A 20,545-nucleotide genomic window follows, 5' to 3' on the forward strand; every position below is an offset into this window, starting at 1 on the left:
GAGCGACCGGCCCATGGCAGTGATTCTGGCTTACGGGTCGCCCGCGCTGGGCCACCTCTATCCCCTCGCCGCGCTGCTGCGGGAACTGGGGCGGCGCGGGCACCGGGTTCACCTGGTCACCCTGGCCGCCGGCGTGCACGCCATGCGGGCGGTCGGCATCGACACCGAGCCGGTCGACCCGCGGATCGAGGCCATCGCCGGCCGGGATTGGCTGGCGCCCAACGCGTTAGGCGTCCTCGCGGAGACGATCGACGTCTTGTGCCGTCGCGCGGTGATCGAGGTCGGCGACCTGCGCGGCACGCTGGCGCGGGTGCGGCCCGACGCGGTCATCGTCGACGCGAACTGCTGGGGAGCGATATCGACAGCGGAGGCCAGCGGTGTTCCGTGGCTGGTGTTCTCCCCGTTCACGCCCTACCTGCGGTCCCGCGCGGCGCCTCCGTTCGGTCCGGGCCTGCGGCCGCTGCCGGGAGTAGTCGGCATGGTCCGCGACGCGTCGATGCGCCCGTTTGTGAACCACCTCTTCGACCGCCGGGTAGTGCCGCGGGTCAACGCCGTCCGCGCGGAATTAGGTGTGCCGAAAGTGAAATCGGTGGATGGGCTGATGCGCCGCGCGCCGCTGCTGCTGGCCGTCGGCGGCGAGCCGTTCGAGTACCCGCATCCCGATTGGCGCGACGTGCACTTCATCGGTGCGTGTGAATTCGACACGGCCCCCGCGGATGTCCCCGATTGGGTGGCCGACATCGACCGGCCCATCGTATTGGTCAGCACCTCCTCGATCGCGCAGGCCGACGCGTGGCTCGGCCGAATCGCCCTGCAGGCGTTGGCCGATGAACCGGTCCACGTCGTCGCGACGTTCCCGGCCGGCGTGCCCGACGGCCTACCACGGACGCCGAACGCCACGGTGTGCCGTTTCGTGCCGCACGGCGCGGTCCTCGACCGTGCGATCTGCGCCGTCACCCACGGCGGGATGGGAACCACCGTGAAGGCGCTGGACCGCGGTGTCCCGGTCTGCGCGGTGCCCTTTGCGCGCGATCAGGCCGAAGTGGCGCGCCGCGTGCAGATGGCGCGATGTGGCACCCGGCTGCCGGCCAAGAGGCTGACCGCGGCGCGCCTGCGCGCCGCCATCTGCCAGGCGACGACGATGGCCGAGGGTGCCCGCCGGGTCGCCGCCGGCTTTGCCGCGACCGGCGGTGTGGCCCGTGGCGCCGACCTGATCGAGCAGCGGCTGCTGGGTCGGGTTCTACCGGGGGGATCGCCGGCGCCGGGGGACCGCGGCGTCCCGCCCGGGCTGTGCTGAGGGTTTCGACGTCTCGTTGGCGAGCTCGTCCTCGAACGTGGACATCGCGGTGATCATCGCCGTGAAAACCCGATGGGCGGCATCGAGGTCCTTGTCGCTCAGGTCCGCCATCGCCTTGCTGAGGTGAATCCCGAGCGGCCGGAAGAAGGCGTGCGCCAACGTCATGCCGCTTTCCTCGTAGCGCAGCAGCCACTTTCGCCTGTCCGCGGGGTCGGGCTCCCGCCGAATGTGGCCCGCCTCGATCATCCGGTCGACGAGATATGTGATGGCCGCGGGCGACACGTCCATGCGCTGCTTCAGCTGGGCCAGGGTCAACGGCTTTCCCGCGGTTTCGCTGACCATGATGTGCAGCAGCGCGTGGAAATCGCTGCTGCCCACCTCGTTCGTGCGCGCGAAGTGTCGGCCGATGCGATCCGATTGCGCCGTGATCGACCGCATGTCGGCCGACAGCTGCCGCTCCAGCTCGGCCCGGGGCGCCGGTGGATCCTGTGCGCCGCGCTTGCTCACCTACCCGCATCCTTCATCAGGCCAACCAGCGTATCGGTGCGCTCACCGAGGACCTAGCGCGACCTGCCGCGCGCCCGGATCGAACCCGGCGGTCCCGCGCCACTTCTCGATGTCCGACCCGTGGGCGCAAGGCTTTCACGAATCATTCCCGGCGGAGAGCGAGGTGGCCCGCGCCTTCCTCGCCAGGGCGATCCATGACGTCGCGGCGGCGAGAAAGGCGACGGCCTGCGCGGTGCCGGTCCGGCCCGGCGGATAGAGCACACCCGCGACGTAGCGGTCGACGAACCCGGTGTTCGGCAGTGGTTCCATCCCGGCTCTCGCGCGCGCCCAATCTTCCAGCGACGTCAGCGGACACGGCACCGGCAGCGTCACGACCAGCAGACCCCAGGCCACGCTCGCCAGGTGCAGCCAGATGGTGCGCGGCCAGCGCAGCGCCAAAAACCCGCCGCTGGGCAGGTAGCACAGGTAGGCGAAGTGCGCGCCGACGCTGACGATCACGAGGTTTTTAAAGAAGGCGAAGTGCGCTTTCTTCATCGCTGGTTCGGACTTCCGCCGTTGGCACGTGCTGCGGTAGGTCCATGTTAGCCACCGGTGCGTCGTTGGTAGCGGCGTTCGGCATAGGCCAGATCGTCGCGCCACAGCCGGGTCGCGGCACGGCGCATCAGCGGCGTGATCAACGGGCCGGCGCGGCGCGCCGCCTTGAAACCGGGGCGCCGCGAAGTCGCGACGATGGCCTCGATCACGGCGACGCGTGGCCGGCCGTCGCGCCCCAAACCCATTGGCGTTGCGTGCGTTTCGACCACGCTGCCCGTTCCCTCGCCCTCGATGATGCGCATGACCACCGTGCGCGCCTCGGGGGCGGTGAATTCGGCGATGACCGGCACCCCGAAGCGACCCATCCGGAAGGTCACCGAGACCAGGAAGCGGTCGTCCTCCTCGGTGGGCGTGGCGAGCACCTCCAGCCGGGTGAACGAATACGGGTGAAACCACGCGCCGTGCCACGGGTCGAGCCGGTTGGCGACGACGTCGGTCGGTTCGCAGTGCCCGACCATGCGGGTGACCGCCGCCAACGTGTCGGTGGTGGGCCTCGGCACGACCACCGGCTCGTCCATCGGAGCCTCCGCGCCCGCCGAATCCAGGCGCACCCACGCCAGCACGCCGTCGTCGTGGCTGGGAAACGGCTTCCAGCGCAGTTCGCACGCATCGCCGTCGAGGGCCAGCCCGTGCCATCGGCAGTACAGGACGCCCCCGCGCACCAGGCCCGTCGCGAGGTCGGCGCCCAGGTGGGGGCAGGTTGCGGGGCCGACCCGCAGGCTGCCGCGCTTGTCGCGCCAGGCCACCAGGTCGATACCGGCGACCCGCGCGCCGTAGGCGCGACCGGCGACCACCTCGCGGCTGGCCGCGAACACAAACCAGTTTCCCGTCGGCCGGCGCCCCGAGCGTTCCAAGGCGGCGTCGATGATCGCCGGCCGCGCGTCCCGGTAGGTCGGGCGCTGCTGTGTCCACGGCACAGGCCGTATCACGCCGACGGGCCAGTCTTTCCACCGGCGGCGCAGGCGGTCCCCGACGCTCATCGACGGGGTCCCCGGCGCTCGGCCAGCGAGCGCAGCAGCGCCGACCGTCCGCGGACGGGAACCGTGCACAGTTGGTGACCGGCCAGCCCCCACGACGCCAGCAGCCGGTTGGCGGCCGACCACCCGGTGGTGGCCGCGCGCTCCATCAGCGCCACCGGCAGGTCGACCCGGATGCCGTCGCCGGCCAGCACCAGCCCGCGCTGCGGCGTGGCCACGGTCGGCCTCAGCGCGTACGTTCCGGGGGCGAACAGCGGGCAATCGCTGCGGCGCAGTTCGCGTTCGTAAACCACACGCGCCGGCGCGGTTTCGGGATACAGCTCGTGCAGGGGCCCGAGCGCCGCCCCGGCGGGCGACTCGGAACCGGCCGCGTACGAGTGCAATTCGACGACGGATCCACCGTGGCTCCGCGCCCACGCGGCGGCCTCGCGCTCGTAGCGCTCCAGGACGCTGATGTTGTCGACCGGCTCGTGACCGGCGGTGCCGAGGAACGCCGGCCGGTGCGACTCGACCGGCCGGTCGAGCCAGAGCCGATGCACCACGAACGACGGTGCGGTGCGCAGCCGCCGGATCCGCGCGCGCCACGGATCGCCGCCGAGCCCGGGCGACGCGCCCACCACCCGCTGCAGGCCACCCACGTCGAGGGCCAGGACGACGGCGTCGGCGTCCCAGCGCTCACCCGAATCGGCTTGGACGCGAAGCGTTTTCGCGCTGCCGGGGGTGACGCTGGACACGCGCGCGCCCAGGTGCATCCGAACGCCCCGCTCCCGCAGGTAGTCCGCCAGCGGATTCCACAGGCCCACATCGAAGTTCGCGGTGGCCACGTCGAAGACCAGGCCCTCGCTGGAGCCCAGGAAGTAGATGTGGAACATGGTCGCCAGTTCGGCGGCGGACAGTTGCGCCGGCTCGGCGAAGAAGCTGCGGGAAAACACCTCGAACGCGAGGTGGCGCGCGGATTGGGGAAAGTTGATGCTCTTCAAGAAGGTTTCGGCGTCGATGTGGTCGAGCCGCCGGTAGATGTCTGGCACCGACACCGCGGCCAGCGGTGCGGCGGCCCGCGCGTTGATGCGCGCCAGGTCGCCGAGAGAAAACGTGGGGCTGCGCAGCGCGAACGCCAGCGCGTTCCACGGTGGGGTGCGGGGCAGGCCGCGGAACGTGTCCCGTCGTCCGGCGCCGTCGATCAGCGGGTAATCCTCGACGGCGGCGAGCATCCCCAGCTGCGGGTCGACGCGGCGCAGCAGGGCCCGCAGGTTGTAGTACTGCCGGAAGAAGGCGTGGAACCCGCGGTTCATCGCGAGTTCGGCGCCGTCGACGTGCTCGGTCCAGCCGCCCACCCGGCCGCCCAGGTATCCCTCGCGTTCCACCACGTCCACGGCAACGCCGCGTTCGGCGAGGGCGGTGGCGGCCGTCAGGCCGGCGATGCCCGCCCCGACGACAACGGCGCGCGGCCGCGACGCGAGCGCGCCCGCGTCGGGCAGCCCCGGCGGGGCGGGGTGAATGTGGCGGCGGCGGTCGGTCATCGGGGCGCCTCCCCGAGGAAGGTGTGCACGACGTCGTGTTCCCAGCCGGGCATGGTGAGGCTTCGCACCCGGATGAATCCGGCGTCGCGCACCCGTCGTCGCAATCGCGACGCCCCGTCGAACGCGAGGACGCTGCGCCACAGGTGCCGGTACAGCGTGCTGTCGCGGGTGCGCCACCAGCCGGCGGGGATGATGATGCCCCAACACACTGCGTGCCAAATCAGGGTTGCGGCAACCGAATCGCGCACCGAGTACTCGTGCGCCGCCAGGACGCCGCCGGGCGCAAGGAGCGCGCGAAACTCCCGCAGTTGACGGTCCGGGTCCGCGAGATTGCGCAGCAGATAGGCGGCCAGGATGCCGTCGAACGGTCCGGTGACGCCGTGCTCGTCGAGTTCTTCGATGCGGGCATGCACGAACCGGACCGACGGTGGCCACGCTTTTGCCCGTGCGGCATCGAGCATTCCCTTGGCGGCGTCGACGGCGACGATCTCCGCCTCGGGAGCCGCCGCCAGCAGCGCGGCCGTCGACGCCCCGGTGCCGCAGCCCGCGTCGAGCAGGCGCAGTCCCCGTCCCCGTCCGGGCAGCCGCATGCGGCGCGCTGAGCGCGCCAGGTTCGCGTGGTAGTACGGGTTGGCGCCGACCAACCGGTCGTACGCCGCGGCGCCGACGTCGAAGGCGCCGGGCACCTCGTCGCGGGGCAGGCCCGCCTTATCGACGCGCACGTTGTCGCTCCCACAACAGCAGCACGGCGGTGACCAGCGCGAAGCCGAACAGGAAGTCCTCGACGGGAATGTCGAACGGAAATCGCACGCCGCTGGTCTGCCGCTCGTTGTAGATCACGATCGGCGCGCTGCGTTTGGTCAGCCAGCCATCGACGGGAACCTGAAAGCCGAGCACGATCACCATCGACAACCAGTAGGCCGGCCGCCGGAACAACCCCGTGTGCAACAGCGCGAGCTCCAGCGCGATGACGACCAGGACGGCCGCGACGGCCGGCACCGTGTAGCCGAGGCCGGTCATCGGTGCCTGACTCGTTCGAGGATGGCGGTCACCGCGTTGTAGGTCAGCAGAGCGCACACCGGAATCACCAGGAAGAACAACACTTCCTCGATCGGCACCCCGAACGGGATGTGGATGCCGGCGATGTAGCTGTCGCAATACGTCCACACCCCGGCGCCGATCGCCACCGCGTCCCAGACGAGGAACACCGCCGCGACCGGAAGCACGGCGCGCGCGAGCCGGCGCGGCTGGCGATACACGCCGGCGCCGAACAGCTCCAGCGGCGCCGTGATCGCCAGGCACAGGCCGAGCACGATCAGGTACTGCCACCGATCGCTCACGACGCGCCCCTCATCCGGGCCCGCCACGACCGCACCAGGGCGCCGCCGGCGACCTGAAGCCGACGCGTCGTGCCGACGGTGGCGCGCCGCGTGAACACCGAGAAATCGCTGGCTTCAATGCAATCGAGGATCTCGGAGTAGAGCGTCAGGGCGGTCGCCACGCACGGCCGGGAACGCGGCGCCAGCAGGGCGATGCCATCGGCGGCGAAACGGTAGATCTCGCGGGTGATCTGGTGCTGGGCCTCCAACGCGGACCGGACGCGGGGATCGGTGCGCCGGTGAACGTGACACCACGCCAGCAGCTCCCGGTCCACGCCGAAGGCCGCGAGTTCGTCGGCGGGCAGGTAGACCCTGCCCCGCGCCAGGTCCTCGTCGACGTCGCGCAGGAAGTTGGTGAGCTGAAACGCACGGCCGAGCGCCGCGGCGTACGGGGCGGCCTCGTCGACGGGACACACGGTCCCCAGGATCGGAAGCATCTGCAGCCCAATGACTTCCGCGGAGCCACGCATGTAGCGGTTGAGCGCGCCCCGGTCGGGATAATCGGTGACGGTGAGATCCATCCGCATGGAGTCCAGAAAGTCGGCGAACAGCTCGGCGGGGATCCCGTAGCGGCGCGCGGTGTGGCCGACGGCGGCGAGGACGGGCTCGTTGTGGTGCTCACCGCCGTCGAAGAAGCGATCCGAGAGCCGCTGCAGCCGGTCCGCCCGCTCGGCGACGTCCAGGGCCGGATTGAGTTCATCGAGGATGTCGTCGGCGTGGCGGGCGAAGCCGTACAACGCATGGACGGCCGGGCGCTGGTCGGGGGCCAGCAATCGGGTGGCGAGGAAATACGTGCGACCGTTTTCGGCGGCAATCCGCCGGCACCGCCGATATGCCGCGCGCAGGCGGTCTTCGTCGATCCCGGCGGCGTCCAGCTCGGTGCGGATCATCGGGATCCGGCTTTCAGGTCGAGCGTCCGCGTCGTCGTCCGATCGGTCGGGCCGGTGATGCGATCGGCCGCCAGTCGCCCCGAGATCAGGGTGGTGGGCACGCCCACACCGGGCAGGGTCGACGACCCGGCCAGCACCGCGTTCTCGATGCCGCGCACCGTGTTGGCCGGCCGGAAGGGGCCGGTCTGGGCGAACGTGTGGGCCAGCGCGAACGGCGTGCCGCCCGCCATGCCCTGGCGGGCCCAGTCGGCCGGGGTGTCGACATGCAGCAACCGGGCGTCGTCGCGCAACCCGGGCAGGAGCCGGTCCTGCACGACCTCGAGGAGGGAGGCCCCGTACGCGTCGCCGGTGGCCATCCAGTCGATGGCGCGGCGCGCCAGGTTGGGGGCCGGGGCCAGCACGTAGAGCAGGTCCCGGCCGGTGGGCGCCAGGCTCGGGTCGGTGGCCGTCGGCCGGGTGACCAGCAGTGACGGGTCGGCCATGAGCCGGCCGTCGCGAATGATGTCGGTGAACGTCCGCTCCCACGCCGCGCCGAAAAGGATGGTGTGGTGCGCGGTTTGCGCGGCCACGGCGGGGCACCCCACGTGCAGCACCACCGCCGAGGGCGCCGCGCGCAGCGGAAGCAACCGGCGTGGTTGGCGGCCGAGCAGCCGGTAGGTCTGCGGCAGCTCGGTCGTCAGCACCACCGCGTCGCAGGCGATGCGTCGATCCAGGTCGGTGTGGACCGCGGTGATCCGCTGGCCGCTGCGCTCCAGCTTGGTGACCGTTGACCCGTAGCGGAACCGCACTCCGGCGTCGGCGGCCGCCGCCGCCAGGGCGTCGGGCAGCGCCCGCACGCCACCGCGTGGAAAGAACACGCCGGCGACCGTGTCCATGTAGGCGATCACCGCGTAGACCGCCAGGGCATGTTGCGGTGCGACGCCGGCGTACAGCGACTGGAAGGTGAACACCCGGCGCAGCCGGGGGTCGCTGATGTGGCGCTTGACCATCGTGTCCCAGCGGCGGAAGCCGCCGAGCGCGGCCAGCCGAGCCAGCCGAGGATTCAGCAGCGACAGCGGGGAGTCGAAGTTGGCGGCGATGAAGCCGTCGAATTCGGTGCGGTACAACCGGTTCAGCCAGTCGCGCAACCGCCGGTAGCCGTCGGCCTGTTGCGGCCCGGCGAACTCGCGCACCGCGGCGGCCATCTCATCGGCGTCGGTGTGGACGTCGATGGTGCTGCCGTCGGCGAATCGCGCCCGGTAGGCCGGGTCGACCGGCAACAATTCGACCCTGTCCGTGAAGGTTTCGCCCACGGCGGCGAAGGCCTCGTCGATGAGGTCCGGCATGGTGAGCACCGTCGGGCCCGTGTCGATGCGGTAGCCGTCGACGTCGCGCCGGCCCGCCCGCCCGCCGGGCCAGGGTTGGCGCTCCACCACGGTGACTTCACGGCCCCGCCCGGCCAGGTGCAGCGCGGCGGCCAGCCCCGCGAATCCCGCGCCGACCACGACGACGTGGTCGGTTCGCCCGGGCACGGTGCGGGCGCTCATGCCGCGCGCCGCGTGCACAGGCCCGCCATGTCGACCAGCGCGGCCGTGAGGTGGTCGCCAAAGGCGGTGCAATCCAAGGCGTTTACCGCTTCGTCGACGCGCTCAGCGATCAGTTCTTCGATGTAATGCACGGCCCCGGTGGCGAGTATCAGATTTCGCCAGCGGTCGAGGGCTGATTCGTCAAGCCGGTCGGTCGTCATCAGTTCCCGGAACTGCAGCCGCGTCGACGGGTCGGCCAACTGGTGGGCGGCCACCACCACGCTGGTGGCCTTGCGCTCGATCAGGTCGTTGGTGGGTTTGCCGGTCGTCGCGGGGGATCCGAAGATGCCGAGGACGTCGTCGCGCAGCTGGAACGCTTCGCCGATGGCCGAGCCGTAGGCGCCGAGCGCCGCCAGCACCCGCTCGTCGCAGCCCGCCGTCGCGGCGCCGATCTCCAGGGGCCGGCGCACGGTGTAGTTTCCCGACTTCCGCCGGGCCACCTCCAGCACGGCTTCCAGCGTGGGCAGATCGCGCATATCCGTTGCAAGATCGGCGAATTGGCCCACCGCCAGCTCCGTGCGCATGGCGTCGTAGCGTGGCCACGCGCGTTGCAACTGATGGTGCTTAAGGCCGCTGTCGCGCAGCATTTGTTCGGCCCAGATCAGGCACAGGTCGCCGAGCAGGATGGCGGACGACTCACCGAACCGGCGCGAGGGGCCGGACAATCCGCGCCGGCGATGCCACGCGGCGAACTGGACGTGCGCGGCGGGGCGCCCCCGTCGCGCGGTCGACTCGTCCATCACGTCGTCCTGCAGGAGCGCAAACGCATGCAGCAGCTCCAGGCTGGCCGCGGCCGACAGCGCCGCATCGCTGGCCGGCGCGCCGCACAGCCAGCCCAGATACATGAACGTCGACCGCAGGCATTTGCCGCCGTTGACGAATTCCATCAACATGTCGCCGGCCACGTCGAGGCCGGATGGGCCCAGCGCCTCGACGCAGCGGTCGGCGACGAATTCGACGACGCGGGAGAGCACCGCCTGCCGCAAACCCGCTCGCCAGGCCTCGAGTTGGCCGGAAGGGGGCAGGGCGGCGGGCCCGGGCAGGGTGGCTTCGGCAAGGCGCACACCCGGAAATGCGTGCACAGCTCCCACCGAAGCCTCCCTCGCAGGGTCGGTCAGCCGCTGGCTCGAACGGCTCGGATTCACGCGCGGTACCCCTTTTGTGACGAAACAAAACACGTGGCGACGGCGAACATGCGTCGGGCGGGACACCCGGTCGATGCACGCTAGTTTAAGTTATTGAAACATTAACTTACTGAATGATCGACCGGTTCGCCAGTGCCCGGGCGCCATTGACTGCCCGGCGGTCGCCGGTGGGGGTGAGGTATGCGTCGCCGATGCCCGATGGCGTCAGGAGGGGATGGCGGCGGCTCGCGTCGCTTCGTGCCGGTAGCGCCGATCCCGGACTATTCCCGAGAGCAACTGACGCCTGGCTTTTACGAGGTCGTCGATGAGCTGGAGGGCTTCGGCCACCGATCCCACCACGGGCAAACCGTGGTCGCTGACGATTTGAAGCATCGGGCGCATCGCGGCGCCGGCCACGACGCTGCAGTGCACCCGCGCCTGCTGATGCTCGTGATTGAGCGCCAGCAGCGCCCGGAAACCGTCAAGGCTGATGAAGTCCAGCTGGCTCATGTCCAGGATCAGCGGGGTCTTCAAGCGGGAAAAGCGACGGATCGCGGGGGCGAACTGGTCGGCGTTCGATGCGTCGATCTCGCCATCGACCCGCAGGACGGTGCCCAGGCTGCGCGCGTAGACAAAGAGCCGCGCACCGTTGAAATCGGTCATGTAGCGGCAGCTGGCGGGTTGGTGTTTGTCCGGTGAATCCGTGGACTGGTGAGCAGTCATGTGGTGCGCCAATCGGCTGTGGTGAAGGGACGACACGTGTGCTACGCACCGCTCCAAGAAAGAAGCTGTGAACTCAACCTGCTTTAGATGCTAGCCCCGAAGCCGCGCCTAGGTGGCCGAATGCGACCACGTATTTCGGGCCGGTCCGCGCGGCCAGCCGTTACACCCGGGGTCCGAGCCCGCCCTCTTCGTTTTCCGGCTTCCTGGGTCGGTGTTTCTGCCGGCGCAGAACGGGAACACACCGCCGGTGAACGTTTCCGACCTCCTGGCCAGGCCCTTTCACTGGGGATCCGCTCTGCGCGGCCGCAGGTTTTTCCATCCGGTCGGCGTCCTCGCGGAAGGCTCGCTGGAACGCGTTGCGCCGGCGGCCGAGGGGCTGCCGATCCCGTCGTCCGATGTTGTCGCTCGAATCTCCAAGGCCGCCGGCACGCCCGCAGCGCTGCCCGACTTCATCGGCCTGGCGATCCGCGTCGCACCCCGGCAGGTGGCGGCGACGCCGTGGGACATCCTGCTCGTCTCGGCGGGTTCGGGTGTGCTGGCGCGGGCCGTGGCGCTGCGGCCGACCACGTCGTGGGCCGGGCAGACGCTGACCAGCCTGATGCCGTTCTCCTACCAGGGCAGCGTGTGGTGGCTGAGGGCCCGGGGCATGAGCGATGTCGACGGCTTTGGGCTGGCGTTGGGCAGTGTCGAGCAGGCGATCAGCGCGGGCGGCGTCGACTTTGCGATCGACCAGGCCTGCGGCAGGGCCGATTTCGCGCCGCTGGCGCGGCTGAAGTTGACCGGCGTCCGCGACCCCGATCCGGACGTGTCGTTCGATCCGGTCGCCAACACCGCGCCGGGGGTGAGCCTCTACCCGGAATGGCTCGCCGATCTGCGGGCCCGCGCCTACCGGCGCAGCCGCGAGGGCAGGGACGCGGGCTAACGCCCGAGCAGGTGACGCAGGGCCGCGTCGAGGTCGGGCTGGCGAAACCGGTGCCCGGCCGCGGCGAGCTTGCGCGGAATCACGCGTTGGCTGGCGCAGGCGAGTTCGCGGGCGCCCTGTTCGCCCAGCAGCAGCCGGGGACCGAGCGCCGGCACCGGCAAGACCGCGGGCCGGCGCAGCACCCGGGCGAGGGTGCGGGTGTATTCGGAGTTGCGAACCGGTTGCGGTGCAACGGCGTTCACCGCGCCTAACAGTTCGCCGTCCCACAGCGCGCGGTGATAGACGTCGACCAGGTCATCGATGGCGATCCACGACAGCCATTGCCGGCCGTCGCCGAGGCGGCCGCCAAGCCCCGCGCCGAACAGCGGACGCATCAACCGCAGGGTGCCGCCGCGAGGCGATTGCACGATGCCGGTGCGCACCCGGACCACCCGCACCCCGGCCGCGGCCGCGGGCGCCGTCGCATCCTCCCACTCGGCGACGACGTCGGCCAGGAACCCGTCGCCGCGATCGCTCTCCTCGGTGAGGGATTCGTCGCCGCGATCGTAGCCGTAGTACCCGATCGCCGAAGCCGAGATGAGTGCGGCCGGCGCGGGTCCGGTACGGCCCGCCAGTTCGGCCAGGCGGCGGGTCGGTCCGATCCTGCTGTCGCGTATCGCATTCCGGTGCGCCTCGGTGAACCTGCCGGCGATCGAGGCGCCGGCCAGGTGGATCACCGCGTCGACCCCGGCGAGCAGCTCCGGGTCGGGGTCATCGGGATTCCACTGACGCTCGTTGTCGCCGGTGGCGCTTCGGCGAACCAGCGAGATGACGCGGTGCCCGCCGGTGCGCAGGAATGCCGTCAGCGCCGAGCCGACCAGCCCCGACGATCCGGTGACGGCGACGGTCTTCGGCGTCAGGCCGTTCGCGGCGGCCACCCGGTGTGCGGCCAGGTCGTCGGCCAGCTGACGGTGCCGGTAGGCGAACATGGGGCGCAACAACGACCCGGGGACCGGCGTGTCCACCCGGTCGATGACCCGGGTCCGGGTGCCGCCGAGGTCCTCGAATTCGTGGGTGTGCTTCCACCGCACCACCATTCGGGCCGGGAGCGACGCCAGTCCCGCGCCGCCGATGGCGTCGGCGAATCGCCTCGGCGGATCGTAGGAATCGGCTTGGTGCTCGGCCACCCACCGCAGCCCGCCGGGCAGCGCCAGCGTGGCGCGGCCGTCCTCGAGCGAGGCGGCCTCGCTGACCAGCCGCATGGGTTGCCACGGCGGCGACAGCCGGTGAAAGGCGCCCGGCCTGGCGTGCCAGGCGAAGACCTCGTCGAGCGGTGCATCGACCACGCTCGAATATTCCAGGCCCATCTTTCGACGTTAGCGGTCGGGCAGCGCGTGCTCCACGATGGGCAGCCGCGGCCGCGGCTGCCGCTCGCCGCGCTTGGCCGCCAGATACACCTGCGCGGTTTGGATGGCCACGGTCCGCCAATCGAAGTCGGAGGTGAGCCGTTCGCGGGCCGCGCGGGCGCGCCGCTGCGCGGCGTCGGGATCGTCGAGCACGGTGCGCACGGCCGCGGCCAGCGCCGCCACGTCGCGGGGCGGGAACGACACCCCGGTCTGCCCGTTGATGACCGCCTCGCCCAGGCCGCCGATGTTCGAGGTCACCAGCGGGGTGCCGGCCGCGGCGGCCTCCAGGGCCACCAGCCCGAACGGCTCGTAGTGGCTGGGCAGCACCGCGGCGTCGGCCCGATGCAGCAGCGCCAGCAACTCGGCGTGCTCGAGGTGCCCGACGAACCGAATCGCCTTGAGCACCCGGTGTTTACGGGCCTGCTCGATGAGCCAATCCTGCTGGGTGCCCTCCCCGGCGATGGTCAGGGTGGTACCCGGGTGGCTGCGCCGGATCCGCGGCAGCGCGGCGATGGCGTCGTGCACGCCCTTCTCGTACTCGAGGCGCCCGAGGTAGAGCAGCTCGGCCGGCCCGGTGCGCGGCCGGCGGGGTGCGAACGGCCAGCGCGCCGCGTCAATGCCGTTGCGGATCACCGTGATCCCGGCCAGGCCCGGGCCGAACAGCTCGGTGATCTCGTCGGCCATCGACGCCGAACACGTGATGAGCGAATCGGATTCGCGCACCAGCCACGACTCGACCGCGTGCACCTGCCGGCTGATGGGCCCGCTCACCCATCCGGAATGCCGGCCGGCTTCGGTCGCGTGGATCGTGGAAACGACTGGCGCGTCGTAGAACTGGGCAAGGGCGATGGCCGGGTGGGCGACCAGCCAGTCGTGCGCGTGCACCACGTCGGGGCGCCACGACCGGTCGCTGCCGTGCTTCTTCAGCGGCAGACCGGCGCGGATCATCGAGTGACCCATCGCCAGGGTCCAGGCCATCATGTCGTTGCTGAACGTGAATTCGTGCGGATCGTGTGCGGCCGCGATCACCCGGACGCCCTCGCTGATTTCGTCGCACGACGGGTGCGTGCTGGGATCGGTGCCCGACGGTCGGCGCGACAGGACGACGACGTCGTGGCCGGCGGCGGCCAGCGCGGTCGAAAGGTGATGGACGTGGCGGCCCAGCCCGCCGATGACCACCGGCGGGTATTCCCACGACACCATCAGGATCTTCACGCGTGGGCCCCCATTCGGTGGCGCGAGGGGCCCCAAAATGCCGCACACACCGGCGTGTCGCCGTACGTTTGGGGACCCTCGCGGCAAGGGGAGGCGTTCACCGGGGCAGCCTACGCGCATCCAGGGCACCGAACAGGCCGTCGGCGCGGTTCCAGCCGTCCGCCAGCCGCTGCGCTGCGTCACGCCGGCCCGAGGCCAGCGCACCGGCGATCTCGCGGGTGGCGTGCGCGTGCAGATGGGCGCGGTAGCGCGCGTAATCGGCGGCCGAGTCCTTGCTCACCATGAACGGCCAGTCGCTGGACACGGTGAGCAGGGTTTCGCGCAGGATCTGGTCGGCGACGTGGTCGCGGGGGATCGGCCCGTCCAGCGAAGCCGTCTGCGACAACGCCTTGTCGACCGTGCTCAGCGCCGTGTCGACCACCTCGGTGTTGAGCTGGACCAGGTCGGCCACCTGCTCGCCGGCCCACACCTGCCAGTCCTTGCCGGAGCCCCACGAGCTGGGCGGCAGCGCGACCGCGTCGCCGACAAATCCGCCGTCGATCGCGTCGCGCAGCGTGCCGACGCGCACGCCGGCTTCGGGCAGGGCGCGCAGCACCCGCTGCAGCCACGTCGGGCCCTCGTACCACCAGTGGCCGAACAGCTCCGTGTCGAACGCGGCCACGACATGGGCGGGGCGCCCGATGCGCTCCGACTCGCTCGTCAACCGGCCGCGAACCACGTCGACGAAGTCGGCGACGTGGGCGTCGACCGCGCGGTCGGCGCGCTCGGGATCGTAGGGCGCCTTGCCCTCCGAGGACACGTTGCGCCCGGTCACGCGGGCCGGCTTGAGGCCGGTCAGGTGGTCGTAGGTGTGGAAGTCGCGGTAGGCGGCGTGGCCGGGGTAGCCGGATTTCGGCGACCACACCCGGTAGCTGACCTGCAGGTCGCGCCCGAACGCGACCACCTCGGTGTCGCCGACGGGCCGGCCCAGGGCGGTGTCGCCGTGCAGCGACGGGCCGTCGACCATGAAGTGCGTGACCCCGGCGCCGGCGTAGTCGTGTTCCATGCCTGGGGCGTAAGCACATTCGGGCGCCCAGATCCCGGTGGGGCGGTGTGCCAGCCGCTGCTGCGCGTCGGCCAGGCCCTCGCGCAGCGCGAACTCGCGCAGCCGCGGGTTCAGCAGCGGCTGGAATGGGTGGGCCAGGGGGCCGCCCAGCAGCTCCACCGTTCCCGCGTCGATCAGGGCGCGCAGCAGCGGGCTGCCGCCGTGCCGCCACAGGGTGGCGTAGTCGTCGAGCGCCTGGTCGGCTTCGGCGCATTCACGAATTCCGAAGGCCCGCAACGCTTCCGGTGTGCAGGACTGGTAGTCCGCCGACTTCGAGCCGCGGGCCGAGCGCACGCTGGCCGCTTCGGTGGCCCGCAGCCGCCAGTTGGCCAGCCAGTGATGCAAGCCGTCGAGGCAGTACGGGTCGTCGAGCTGGGCGTTGACCACCGGAGTGACGCCCAGCGTGACGAGGCGGTGCCGATCCTCGTCGGCCAGCGTGCGCAGCACCCGCAACAGCGGCAGGTACGCCGCCGCCCAGGACTGATACAGCCATTCCTCGCCGACCGGCCAGCGGCCGTGGTGGGCCAGCCACGGCAGGTGGGTGTGCAGCACCAGGGTGAACATGCCGGGAACGTGCGGGGTGCTCACGGCCGCACCGCGATTGCGATCAGATCCAGGCTTTCATCTATGTCACGGCCGCCGGCGTCGACCAGGTCGAAGTCGTCACACGTGACCGCAGCGACGTCGGCGGCCAGTTCGGACGGCCACGGCGCATCCGCGACCGCCCGCACGATCTGGGCGTCGATGATGGACCCGCCGTGGCGGGCGTCCATCTCGCGCAGACGCGGGCCGTGAAACAGCCCGCACACGGTCACGTCGGAAAAGCCGGCGTCGACCAGCAGCTCGGTCAGCTCGTCGGCGTTGAGTTCGCGGGTGTGGAACGGGTTGACCGGGGTGTCGCGGCCGGGTGAGAAGGTGATCCGGTTCGGGGTGGACACCATCAGCAGGCCCGAGGGCCGCAGCACCCGGGCGCACTCGGCGACGAATTGTGGCTGATCCCACAGGTGCTCGATGACCTGGAAGTTCACCACAACGTCCATCGACGCCTCGGGCAGCGGCAGCTGCGCGAGGTTGGCCTGCATGACCTCGACCCGGGGGTAGCGGTTTCGGACGTGGGCCACCGCGGCCGCGTCGTAGTCCACCGCGACGACGCGGCGCGCGACGCCCGCGATCAAGTCGGCGCCGTAACCCTCGCCGCAGCCGGCCTCGAGGACCTCGCGGCCCGCGCAGCGCGGCGCAAGCCGCTGGTAAACGACCTGATGGCGGCGAAACCAGTAGTTCTCGATGTCCAGGTCCGGGATGGTGCGCTCGCCCGTCAGCGTCAACACCGCGTCGACCCCCGGCGGGTCCGACGGCTGGGGGCTCGGCACGTCCGAGGGGATCTCGGGGAGGAATGCGCTCATTGAATAGGCAGGCTAACGCGAAGTGTCCGATTCGCGAACCGCGAGCGGGGCACCCCTGCCGGGAGGGGCAGACAGGGCGAAAGAACCTGCAGTACTACCCGCTATGGTGTGAGAGCAGACCGCACAAAGTTACCCGCTAGTAACACGCCGTGCAGTCTTAAAGTGCGTGACCGAGGTCCGCAAGCGACCGCTGCGCGACCCCTTCGAGGAGGACGAACCAGACTCATGACGAACATCGTGGTCCTGATCAAGCAGGTCCCAGACACCTGGTCGGAGCGCAAGCTGAAAGACGGTGACTGGACGCTCGACCGCGAGGCTGCCGACGCGGTCTTGGACGAGATCAACGAGCGCGCCGTGGAAGAGGCCCTGCAGATCAGGGAGAAGGAAGCCGCCGACGGCGTCGACGGGTCGGTGACCGTGCTGACCGCCGGCCCCGAGCGGGCCACCGAGGCGATCCGCAAGGCCCTGTCGATGGGCGCCGACAAGGCCGTCCACCTCAAGGACGACGGCATGCACGGCTCGGACGTGATCCAGACCGCGTGGGCCCTGGCGCGCGCGCTGGGCACCATCGAGGGCACCGAGCTGGTCATCGCCGGCAACGAGGCCACCGACGGCGTCGGCGGTGCGGTGCCGGCGATCATCGCCGAGTACCTGGGCCTGCCGCAGCTGACCCACCTGCGCAAGCTGTCCCTCGAGGGCGGCAAGGTCACCGGCGAGCGGGAGACGGACGACGGCGTGTTCAAGCTCGAAGCCACCCTGCCCGCGGTGGTCAGCGTCACCGAGAAGATCAACGAACCGCGCTTCCCGTCGTTCAAGGGCATCATGGCCGCCAAGAAGAAAGAGGTCACGGTGCTGACCCTGGCCGAGATCGGGGTCGAGGCCGACGAGGTCGGGCTCGCCAACGCCGGCTCCACCGTGCTGTCTTCGACGCCGAAGCCGCCCAAGACCGCGGGCGAGAAGGTCACCGACGAAGGCGAGGGCGGCAACCAGGTCGCGCAGTACCTGGTCGCCCAGAAGATCATCTGAACGAGCACGAAACCACAGACGAGAAGAGCGAAATAACCCATGGCTGAAGTACTGGTGTTGGTCGAGCACGCCGAAGGCGCGCTGAAGAAGGTCACCTCCGAACTGATCACCGCCGCCCGGGCGCTGGGCGAGCCGTCCGCCGTCGTCGTCGGCGCGCCCGGCACGGCCGCGCCGCTGGTCGACGGGCTGAAGGAGGCCGGCGCCGCCAAGATCTATGTCGCCGAGTCCGACGACGTGGACTCCTACCTGATCACCCCGGTCGTCGACGTGCTGGCGTCGCTGGCCGAATCCAGTTCGCCCGCCGCCGTGCTGCTGGCCGCCAGCGCCGACGGCAAGGAGATCGCGGGCCGGCTTGCGGCGCGGCTCGGCTCGGGCCTGTTGGTCGACGTGGTCGAGGTCAAAGAGGGCAACAAGGGCATCCACTCCATCTTCGGTGGCGCGTTCACCGTCGAGGCGCAGGCCAACGGCGACACCCCGGTGATCACGGTCCGCGCCGGTGCCGTCGAGGCCGAGCCGGCCGCCGGCGCCGGGGAGCAGGTCAGCGTGGAGGTCCCGGCCGCCGCCGAGAACGCCACCAAGGTCACCGCCCGCGAGCCCGCGGTCGCCGGTGACCGCCCGGAGCTGACGGAGGCCACCATCGTGGTCTCCGGTGGTCGCGGCGTGGGCAGCGCGGAGAACTTCAGCGTGGTCGAGGCGCTGGCCGATTCGCTGGGTGCGGCCGTCGGTGCGTCGCGCGCCGCGGTCGACTCCGGCTACTACCCGGGCCAGTTCCAGGTCGGCCAGACCGGCAAGACGGTGTCGCCGCAGCTCTACATCGCGCTGGGCATCTCCGGGGCGATCCAGCACCGGGCGGGCATGCAGACCTCGAAGACCATCGTCGCGGTCAACAAGGACGAAGAGGCGCCGATCTTCGAGATCGCCGACTACGGCGTGGTCGGCGACCTGTTCAAGGTCGCCCCGCAGCTGACCGACGCGATCAAGGCCCGCAAGGGCTGAGTTTCGCGCGGGTCTGGCCACCGCCGGCCCGAGTGCCGAAGCGCGGCAAGCGTTCTCGCGAGGCCTGCCGCCGCTTCGGTTGCGGTTCACCTAAATTCGCCGCCGTCCGCAGCACCGGCGGTCCTGCGTCCGTTAACCGCACGGTCAATTAGCGCGAATTTTCGCGATATTTCGTCATCTGGCGTGCACCGACACGTCATAGCGTCGATGCCGATTAGCTCATCGGTTACGCCACGTTGTTCCCATGAGCATTGCTTCTGTCCTGATCGCCAGCGACAAGCCGGAGGGCGCGGCGACGGGCTCGGCCGGGCCGCACTATTCGCTGTTGCTGTCCACCGATCCCAGCTTGATCGAGGCGGCGCAGCGGCTCCGGTACGACGTATTCACCAGCACACCCGGATTCGCCCTGCCGACCGCCGGCGCGCAGCGCCTCGACGTCGACAGGTTCGACGAATTCTGCGACCACCTACTGGTCCGCGACGACGACACCGGCGAGCTGGTGGGTTGTTATCGGATGCTGGCGCCGGCCGGCGCCATCGCGGCCGGGGGCCTTTATACCGCAACGGAATTCGATGTTCGCGCTTTCGACCCGCTGCGGCCCTCGTTGGTCGAGATGGGGCGCGCGGTGGTCCGCGACGGTCACCGCAACGGTGGGGTCGTGCTGCTGATGTGGGCGGGAATCCTGGCCTACCTGGACCGCTACGACTACGACTACGTGACCGGCTGCGTGTCGGTGCCCATCGGCGACGAATCCGACGGGGACACGCCGGGCAGCCAGCTGCGCGGCGTGCGCGACTTCATCCTCAACCGCCACGCCGCCCCGCCGCAGTACCGGGTGCGCCCCCACCGCCCCGTCCGGGTGGCGGGGCGGGCGCTCGACGACATCCCCGCTCCGGCGCGGCCCACGGTCCCGCCGCTGATGCGCGGCTACCTGCGGCTGGGCGCCCAGGTCTGCGGCGAGCCCGCGCACGACCCGGACTTCGGTGTGGGCGACTTCTGCGTGTTGCTGGACAAACGGCGCGCCGATACCCGATATCTCAAGAGGCTGCGGTCGGTCTCGGCCGCTTCGGAATTGGTGGGCGGCGCGCGGTGAACGCTCCCGGCGCCCACGCCTGGCTGCCACGCGCGACGTGCGACAGCAGCTGCGTGCGGGTCGGTCCCGCCTCGACACGGTGGCGGGTGGTGCTGCGGGTGACGCTTCGCGTCATGCTGGCGCTGCTGTTGGTGCCGGCGGTGCCGCTGGCGCTGGTGCCGCTGCCGGGACAGATGCGGGTGCAACGGTTCTACTGCCGGGTGGTGCTGCGCTGCTTCGGCGTGCGGATCAGCGTGTCGGGCAGCCCGATCCGGAACCTGCGTGGCGTCCTGGTGGTCAGTCCCCACATGTCCTGGCTGGACGTGTTCGCCATCGGTTCGGTGCTGCCCGGGTCGTTCGTGGCCCGCGCCGACCTGTTCGGTGCTCTCTCGGTGCGCCTGTTCAAGATCATTCCCATCGAGCGGGCCAACCTGCGGCGGCTGCCCTGGGTGGTCGAGACCGTCGCCCACCGGCTGCGCGCGGGTCAGACCGTGGTGGCATTCCCGGAGGGCACCACCTGGTGCGGGCTGGCCTGCGGGTCGTTCTATCCGGCGATGTTCCAGGCCGCGATTGACGCCGGCCGCCCGGTGCAGCCACTGCGGTTGACCTACCACCACGTCGACGGCGGCGTATCGACCGCTCCGGCCTTCGTCGGCGACGACACCCTGTGGCGGTCGATGCGCAGGTTGCTGGCCGTGCGCCGCACCGTGGCGCACGTTCACGTGGAATCCCTGCAGCTGCCGGGCACCGACCGGCGGGCGCTGGCCCGCCGTTGCGAGTCCGCGGTGGGCGTGGGGGTGCCGCAGCGCCGAGGCCGGCGCCACGTGCTGGTGGGTTAGCCAGCCGGACCCGCAGGTATCGTGGGG

21 protein-coding genes are annotated in these 20,545 nt (G+C 70.8%); 6 read left to right on the forward strand and 15 right to left on the reverse strand.

Annotated features, from left to right (window positions below):
* Window positions 1-13: 13 nt before the first annotated feature.
* Window positions 14-1,297, forward strand: a complete 1,284-nt coding sequence (locus AC5Y2S_RS05395; RefSeq protein WP_499954471.1) for a glycosyltransferase — start codon at window positions 14-16, stop codon at window positions 1,295-1,297.
* Here the strand turns inward: AC5Y2S_RS05395 and AC5Y2S_RS05400 are convergent.
* The 11 genes from AC5Y2S_RS05400 to AC5Y2S_RS05450 form a co-directional block, all read right to left on the reverse strand.
* The gene (locus AC5Y2S_RS05400; protein ID WP_499954473.1) at window positions 1,241-1,804 is read right to left on the reverse strand and encodes a MarR family winged helix-turn-helix transcriptional regulator; all 564 of its coding nucleotides are present in this window, start codon (window positions 1,802-1,804) and stop codon (window positions 1,241-1,243) included. The genes AC5Y2S_RS05395 and AC5Y2S_RS05400 overlap by 57 nt on opposite strands.
* A 135-nt stretch (window positions 1,805-1,939) precedes the next feature.
* Window positions 1,940-2,338 carry a DUF2784 domain-containing protein gene (locus AC5Y2S_RS05405; protein ID WP_499901092.1) on the reverse strand — a complete coding sequence of 133 codons (399 nt, stop codon included), beginning with the start codon at window positions 2,336-2,338 and terminating at the stop codon, window positions 1,940-1,942.
* Window positions 2,339-2,385: 47 nt separating this feature from the next.
* Window positions 2,386-3,378 carry a Rieske (2Fe-2S) protein gene (locus AC5Y2S_RS05410; protein ID WP_499954475.1) on the reverse strand — a complete coding sequence of 331 codons (993 nt, stop codon included), beginning with the start codon at window positions 3,376-3,378 and terminating at the stop codon, window positions 2,386-2,388.
* Entirely contained in the window at window positions 3,375-4,895 is a 1,521-nt protein-coding gene (locus tag AC5Y2S_RS05415; RefSeq protein ID WP_499954477.1) for an FAD-dependent oxidoreductase, read from the reverse strand. The genes AC5Y2S_RS05410 and AC5Y2S_RS05415 overlap by 4 nt, the downstream gene beginning before the upstream one ends.
* A complete protein-coding gene (locus AC5Y2S_RS05420; protein ID WP_499954479.1) occupies window positions 4,892-5,617 on the reverse strand; it encodes a class I SAM-dependent methyltransferase in 726 nt (241 codons plus the stop codon). The genes AC5Y2S_RS05415 and AC5Y2S_RS05420 overlap by 4 nt, the downstream gene beginning before the upstream one ends.
* The gene (locus AC5Y2S_RS05425; protein WP_499954481.1) at window positions 5,604-5,915 is read right to left on the reverse strand and encodes a lycopene cyclase domain-containing protein; all 312 of its coding nucleotides are present in this window, start codon (window positions 5,913-5,915) and stop codon (window positions 5,604-5,606) included. The genes AC5Y2S_RS05420 and AC5Y2S_RS05425 overlap by 14 nt, the downstream gene beginning before the upstream one ends.
* Window positions 5,912-6,235 carry a lycopene cyclase domain-containing protein gene (locus AC5Y2S_RS05430; RefSeq protein WP_499901087.1) on the reverse strand — a complete coding sequence of 108 codons (324 nt, stop codon included), beginning with the start codon at window positions 6,233-6,235 and terminating at the stop codon, window positions 5,912-5,914. The genes AC5Y2S_RS05425 and AC5Y2S_RS05430 overlap by 4 nt, the downstream gene beginning before the upstream one ends.
* The gene (locus AC5Y2S_RS05435) at window positions 6,232-7,164 is read right to left on the reverse strand and encodes a phytoene/squalene synthase family protein (RefSeq protein ID WP_499954483.1); all 933 of its coding nucleotides are present in this window, start codon (window positions 7,162-7,164) and stop codon (window positions 6,232-6,234) included. Before AC5Y2S_RS05435 ends, AC5Y2S_RS05430 begins: the two co-directional genes overlap by 4 nt.
* Window positions 7,161-8,690 (reverse strand): phytoene desaturase family protein, encoded by a 1,530-nt coding sequence (crtI, locus tag AC5Y2S_RS05440; protein ID WP_499954485.1) that lies wholly within the window; start codon window positions 8,688-8,690, stop codon window positions 7,161-7,163. The genes AC5Y2S_RS05435 and crtI overlap by 4 nt, the downstream gene beginning before the upstream one ends.
* A complete protein-coding gene (locus AC5Y2S_RS05445; RefSeq protein WP_499955642.1) occupies window positions 8,687-9,772 on the reverse strand; it encodes a polyprenyl synthetase family protein in 1,086 nt (361 codons plus the stop codon). The genes crtI and AC5Y2S_RS05445 overlap by 4 nt, the downstream gene beginning before the upstream one ends.
* Window positions 9,773-10,078: 306 nt before the next feature.
* Window positions 10,079-10,516: an STAS domain-containing protein gene (locus tag AC5Y2S_RS05450; RefSeq protein WP_499955644.1), complete on the reverse strand. Its 438-nt coding sequence runs from the start codon at window positions 10,514-10,516 to the stop codon at window positions 10,079-10,081.
* 307 nt (window positions 10,517-10,823) lie between these two features.
* Between AC5Y2S_RS05450 and AC5Y2S_RS05455 the strand changes: the two genes are divergently transcribed.
* The gene (locus tag AC5Y2S_RS05455) at window positions 10,824-11,498 is read left to right on the forward strand and encodes a phosphodiesterase (protein WP_499954486.1); all 675 of its coding nucleotides are present in this window, start codon (window positions 10,824-10,826) and stop codon (window positions 11,496-11,498) included.
* Here AC5Y2S_RS05455 and AC5Y2S_RS05460 read toward each other — a convergent pair.
* The 4 genes from AC5Y2S_RS05460 to AC5Y2S_RS05475 all read right to left on the reverse strand — a co-directional run bounded on the left by AC5Y2S_RS05460 (window position 11,495) and on the right by AC5Y2S_RS05475 (window position 16,585).
* Window positions 11,495-12,844: a TIGR01777 family oxidoreductase gene (locus AC5Y2S_RS05460; RefSeq protein ID WP_499954488.1), complete on the reverse strand. Its 1,350-nt coding sequence runs from the start codon at window positions 12,842-12,844 to the stop codon at window positions 11,495-11,497. The genes AC5Y2S_RS05455 and AC5Y2S_RS05460 overlap by 4 nt on opposite strands.
* Window positions 12,845-12,853: 9 nt before the next feature.
* Entirely contained in the window at window positions 12,854-14,098 is a 1,245-nt protein-coding gene (locus AC5Y2S_RS05465) for a glycosyltransferase family 4 protein (protein ID WP_499954490.1), read from the reverse strand.
* A gap of 97 nt (window positions 14,099-14,195) precedes the next feature.
* Window positions 14,196-15,746: a 1,4-alpha-glucan branching protein domain-containing protein gene (locus AC5Y2S_RS05470; protein ID WP_499955646.1), complete on the reverse strand. Its 1,551-nt coding sequence runs from the start codon at window positions 15,744-15,746 to the stop codon at window positions 14,196-14,198.
* A gap of 20 nt (window positions 15,747-15,766) precedes the next feature.
* Window positions 15,767-16,585 (reverse strand): class I SAM-dependent methyltransferase, encoded by an 819-nt coding sequence (locus AC5Y2S_RS05475; protein WP_499954492.1) that lies wholly within the window; start codon window positions 16,583-16,585, stop codon window positions 15,767-15,769.
* Between the two features lie 225 nt (window positions 16,586-16,810).
* On the opposite strand from AC5Y2S_RS05475, the gene AC5Y2S_RS05480 reads away from it, so the two are divergent.
* The 4 genes from AC5Y2S_RS05480 (at window position 16,811) to AC5Y2S_RS05495 (ending at window position 20,518) form a co-directional block, all read left to right on the forward strand.
* Window positions 16,811-17,611 carry an electron transfer flavoprotein subunit beta/FixA family protein gene (locus AC5Y2S_RS05480; protein WP_499954494.1) on the forward strand — a complete coding sequence of 267 codons (801 nt, stop codon included), beginning with the start codon at window positions 16,811-16,813 and terminating at the stop codon, window positions 17,609-17,611.
* A 39-nt stretch (window positions 17,612-17,650) separates the two neighbouring features.
* Window positions 17,651-18,607: an electron transfer flavoprotein subunit alpha/FixB family protein gene (locus AC5Y2S_RS05485; protein ID WP_499954496.1), complete on the forward strand. Its 957-nt coding sequence runs from the start codon at window positions 17,651-17,653 to the stop codon at window positions 18,605-18,607.
* Window positions 18,608-18,851: 244 nt separating this feature from the next.
* Complete coding sequence (locus AC5Y2S_RS05490; protein WP_499954498.1) at window positions 18,852-19,700, forward strand: GNAT family N-acetyltransferase; 849 nt, start codon at window positions 18,852-18,854, stop codon at window positions 19,698-19,700.
* Complete coding sequence (locus AC5Y2S_RS05495; protein WP_499954500.1) at window positions 19,697-20,518, forward strand: lysophospholipid acyltransferase family protein; 822 nt, start codon at window positions 19,697-19,699, stop codon at window positions 20,516-20,518. Before AC5Y2S_RS05490 ends, AC5Y2S_RS05495 begins: the two co-directional genes overlap by 4 nt.
* Window positions 20,519-20,545 lie beyond the last annotated feature (27 nt).

It is taken from the genome of Mycobacterium sp. NGS69 (genome assembly GCF_059812165.1).

Coding starts and splice junctions, on each gene's coding strand:
- AC5Y2S_RS05460 (WP_499954488.1), bottom strand. CDS start 12,844: ATGGGCCTGGAATATTCGAGCGTGGTCGATGCACCGCTCGACGAGGTC.
- AC5Y2S_RS05450 (WP_499955644.1), bottom strand. CDS start 10,516: ATGACCGATTTCAACGGTGCGCGGCTCTTTGTCTACGCGCGCAGCCTG.
- AC5Y2S_RS05475 (WP_499954492.1), bottom strand. CDS start 16,585: ATGAGCGCATTCCTCCCCGAGATCCCCTCGGACGTGCCGAGCCCCCAG.
- AC5Y2S_RS05395 (WP_499954471.1), top strand. CDS start 14: ATGGCAGTGATTCTGGCTTACGGGTCGCCCGCGCTGGGCCACCTCTAT.
- AC5Y2S_RS05485 (WP_499954496.1), top strand. CDS start 17,651: ATGGCTGAAGTACTGGTGTTGGTCGAGCACGCCGAAGGCGCGCTGAAG.
- AC5Y2S_RS05415 (WP_499954477.1), bottom strand. CDS start 4,895: ATGACCGACCGCCGCCGCCACATTCACCCCGCCCCGCCGGGGCTGCCC.
- AC5Y2S_RS05410 (WP_499954475.1), bottom strand. CDS start 3,378: ATGAGCGTCGGGGACCGCCTGCGCCGCCGGTGGAAAGACTGGCCCGTC.
- AC5Y2S_RS05470 (WP_499955646.1), bottom strand. CDS start 15,746: ATGTTCACCCTGGTGCTGCACACCCACCTGCCGTGGCTGGCCCACCAC.
- AC5Y2S_RS05435 (WP_499954483.1), bottom strand. CDS start 7,164: ATGATCCGCACCGAGCTGGACGCCGCCGGGATCGACGAAGACCGCCTG.
- crtI (WP_499954485.1), bottom strand. CDS start 8,690: ATGAGCGCCCGCACCGTGCCCGGGCGAACCGACCACGTCGTCGTGGTC.
- AC5Y2S_RS05405 (WP_499901092.1), bottom strand. CDS start 2,338: ATGAAGAAAGCGCACTTCGCCTTCTTTAAAAACCTCGTGATCGTCAGC.
- AC5Y2S_RS05490 (WP_499954498.1), top strand. CDS start 18,852: ATGAGCATTGCTTCTGTCCTGATCGCCAGCGACAAGCCGGAGGGCGCG.
- AC5Y2S_RS05425 (WP_499954481.1), bottom strand. CDS start 5,915: ATGACCGGCCTCGGCTACACGGTGCCGGCCGTCGCGGCCGTCCTGGTC.
- AC5Y2S_RS05480 (WP_499954494.1), top strand. CDS start 16,811: ATGACGAACATCGTGGTCCTGATCAAGCAGGTCCCAGACACCTGGTCG.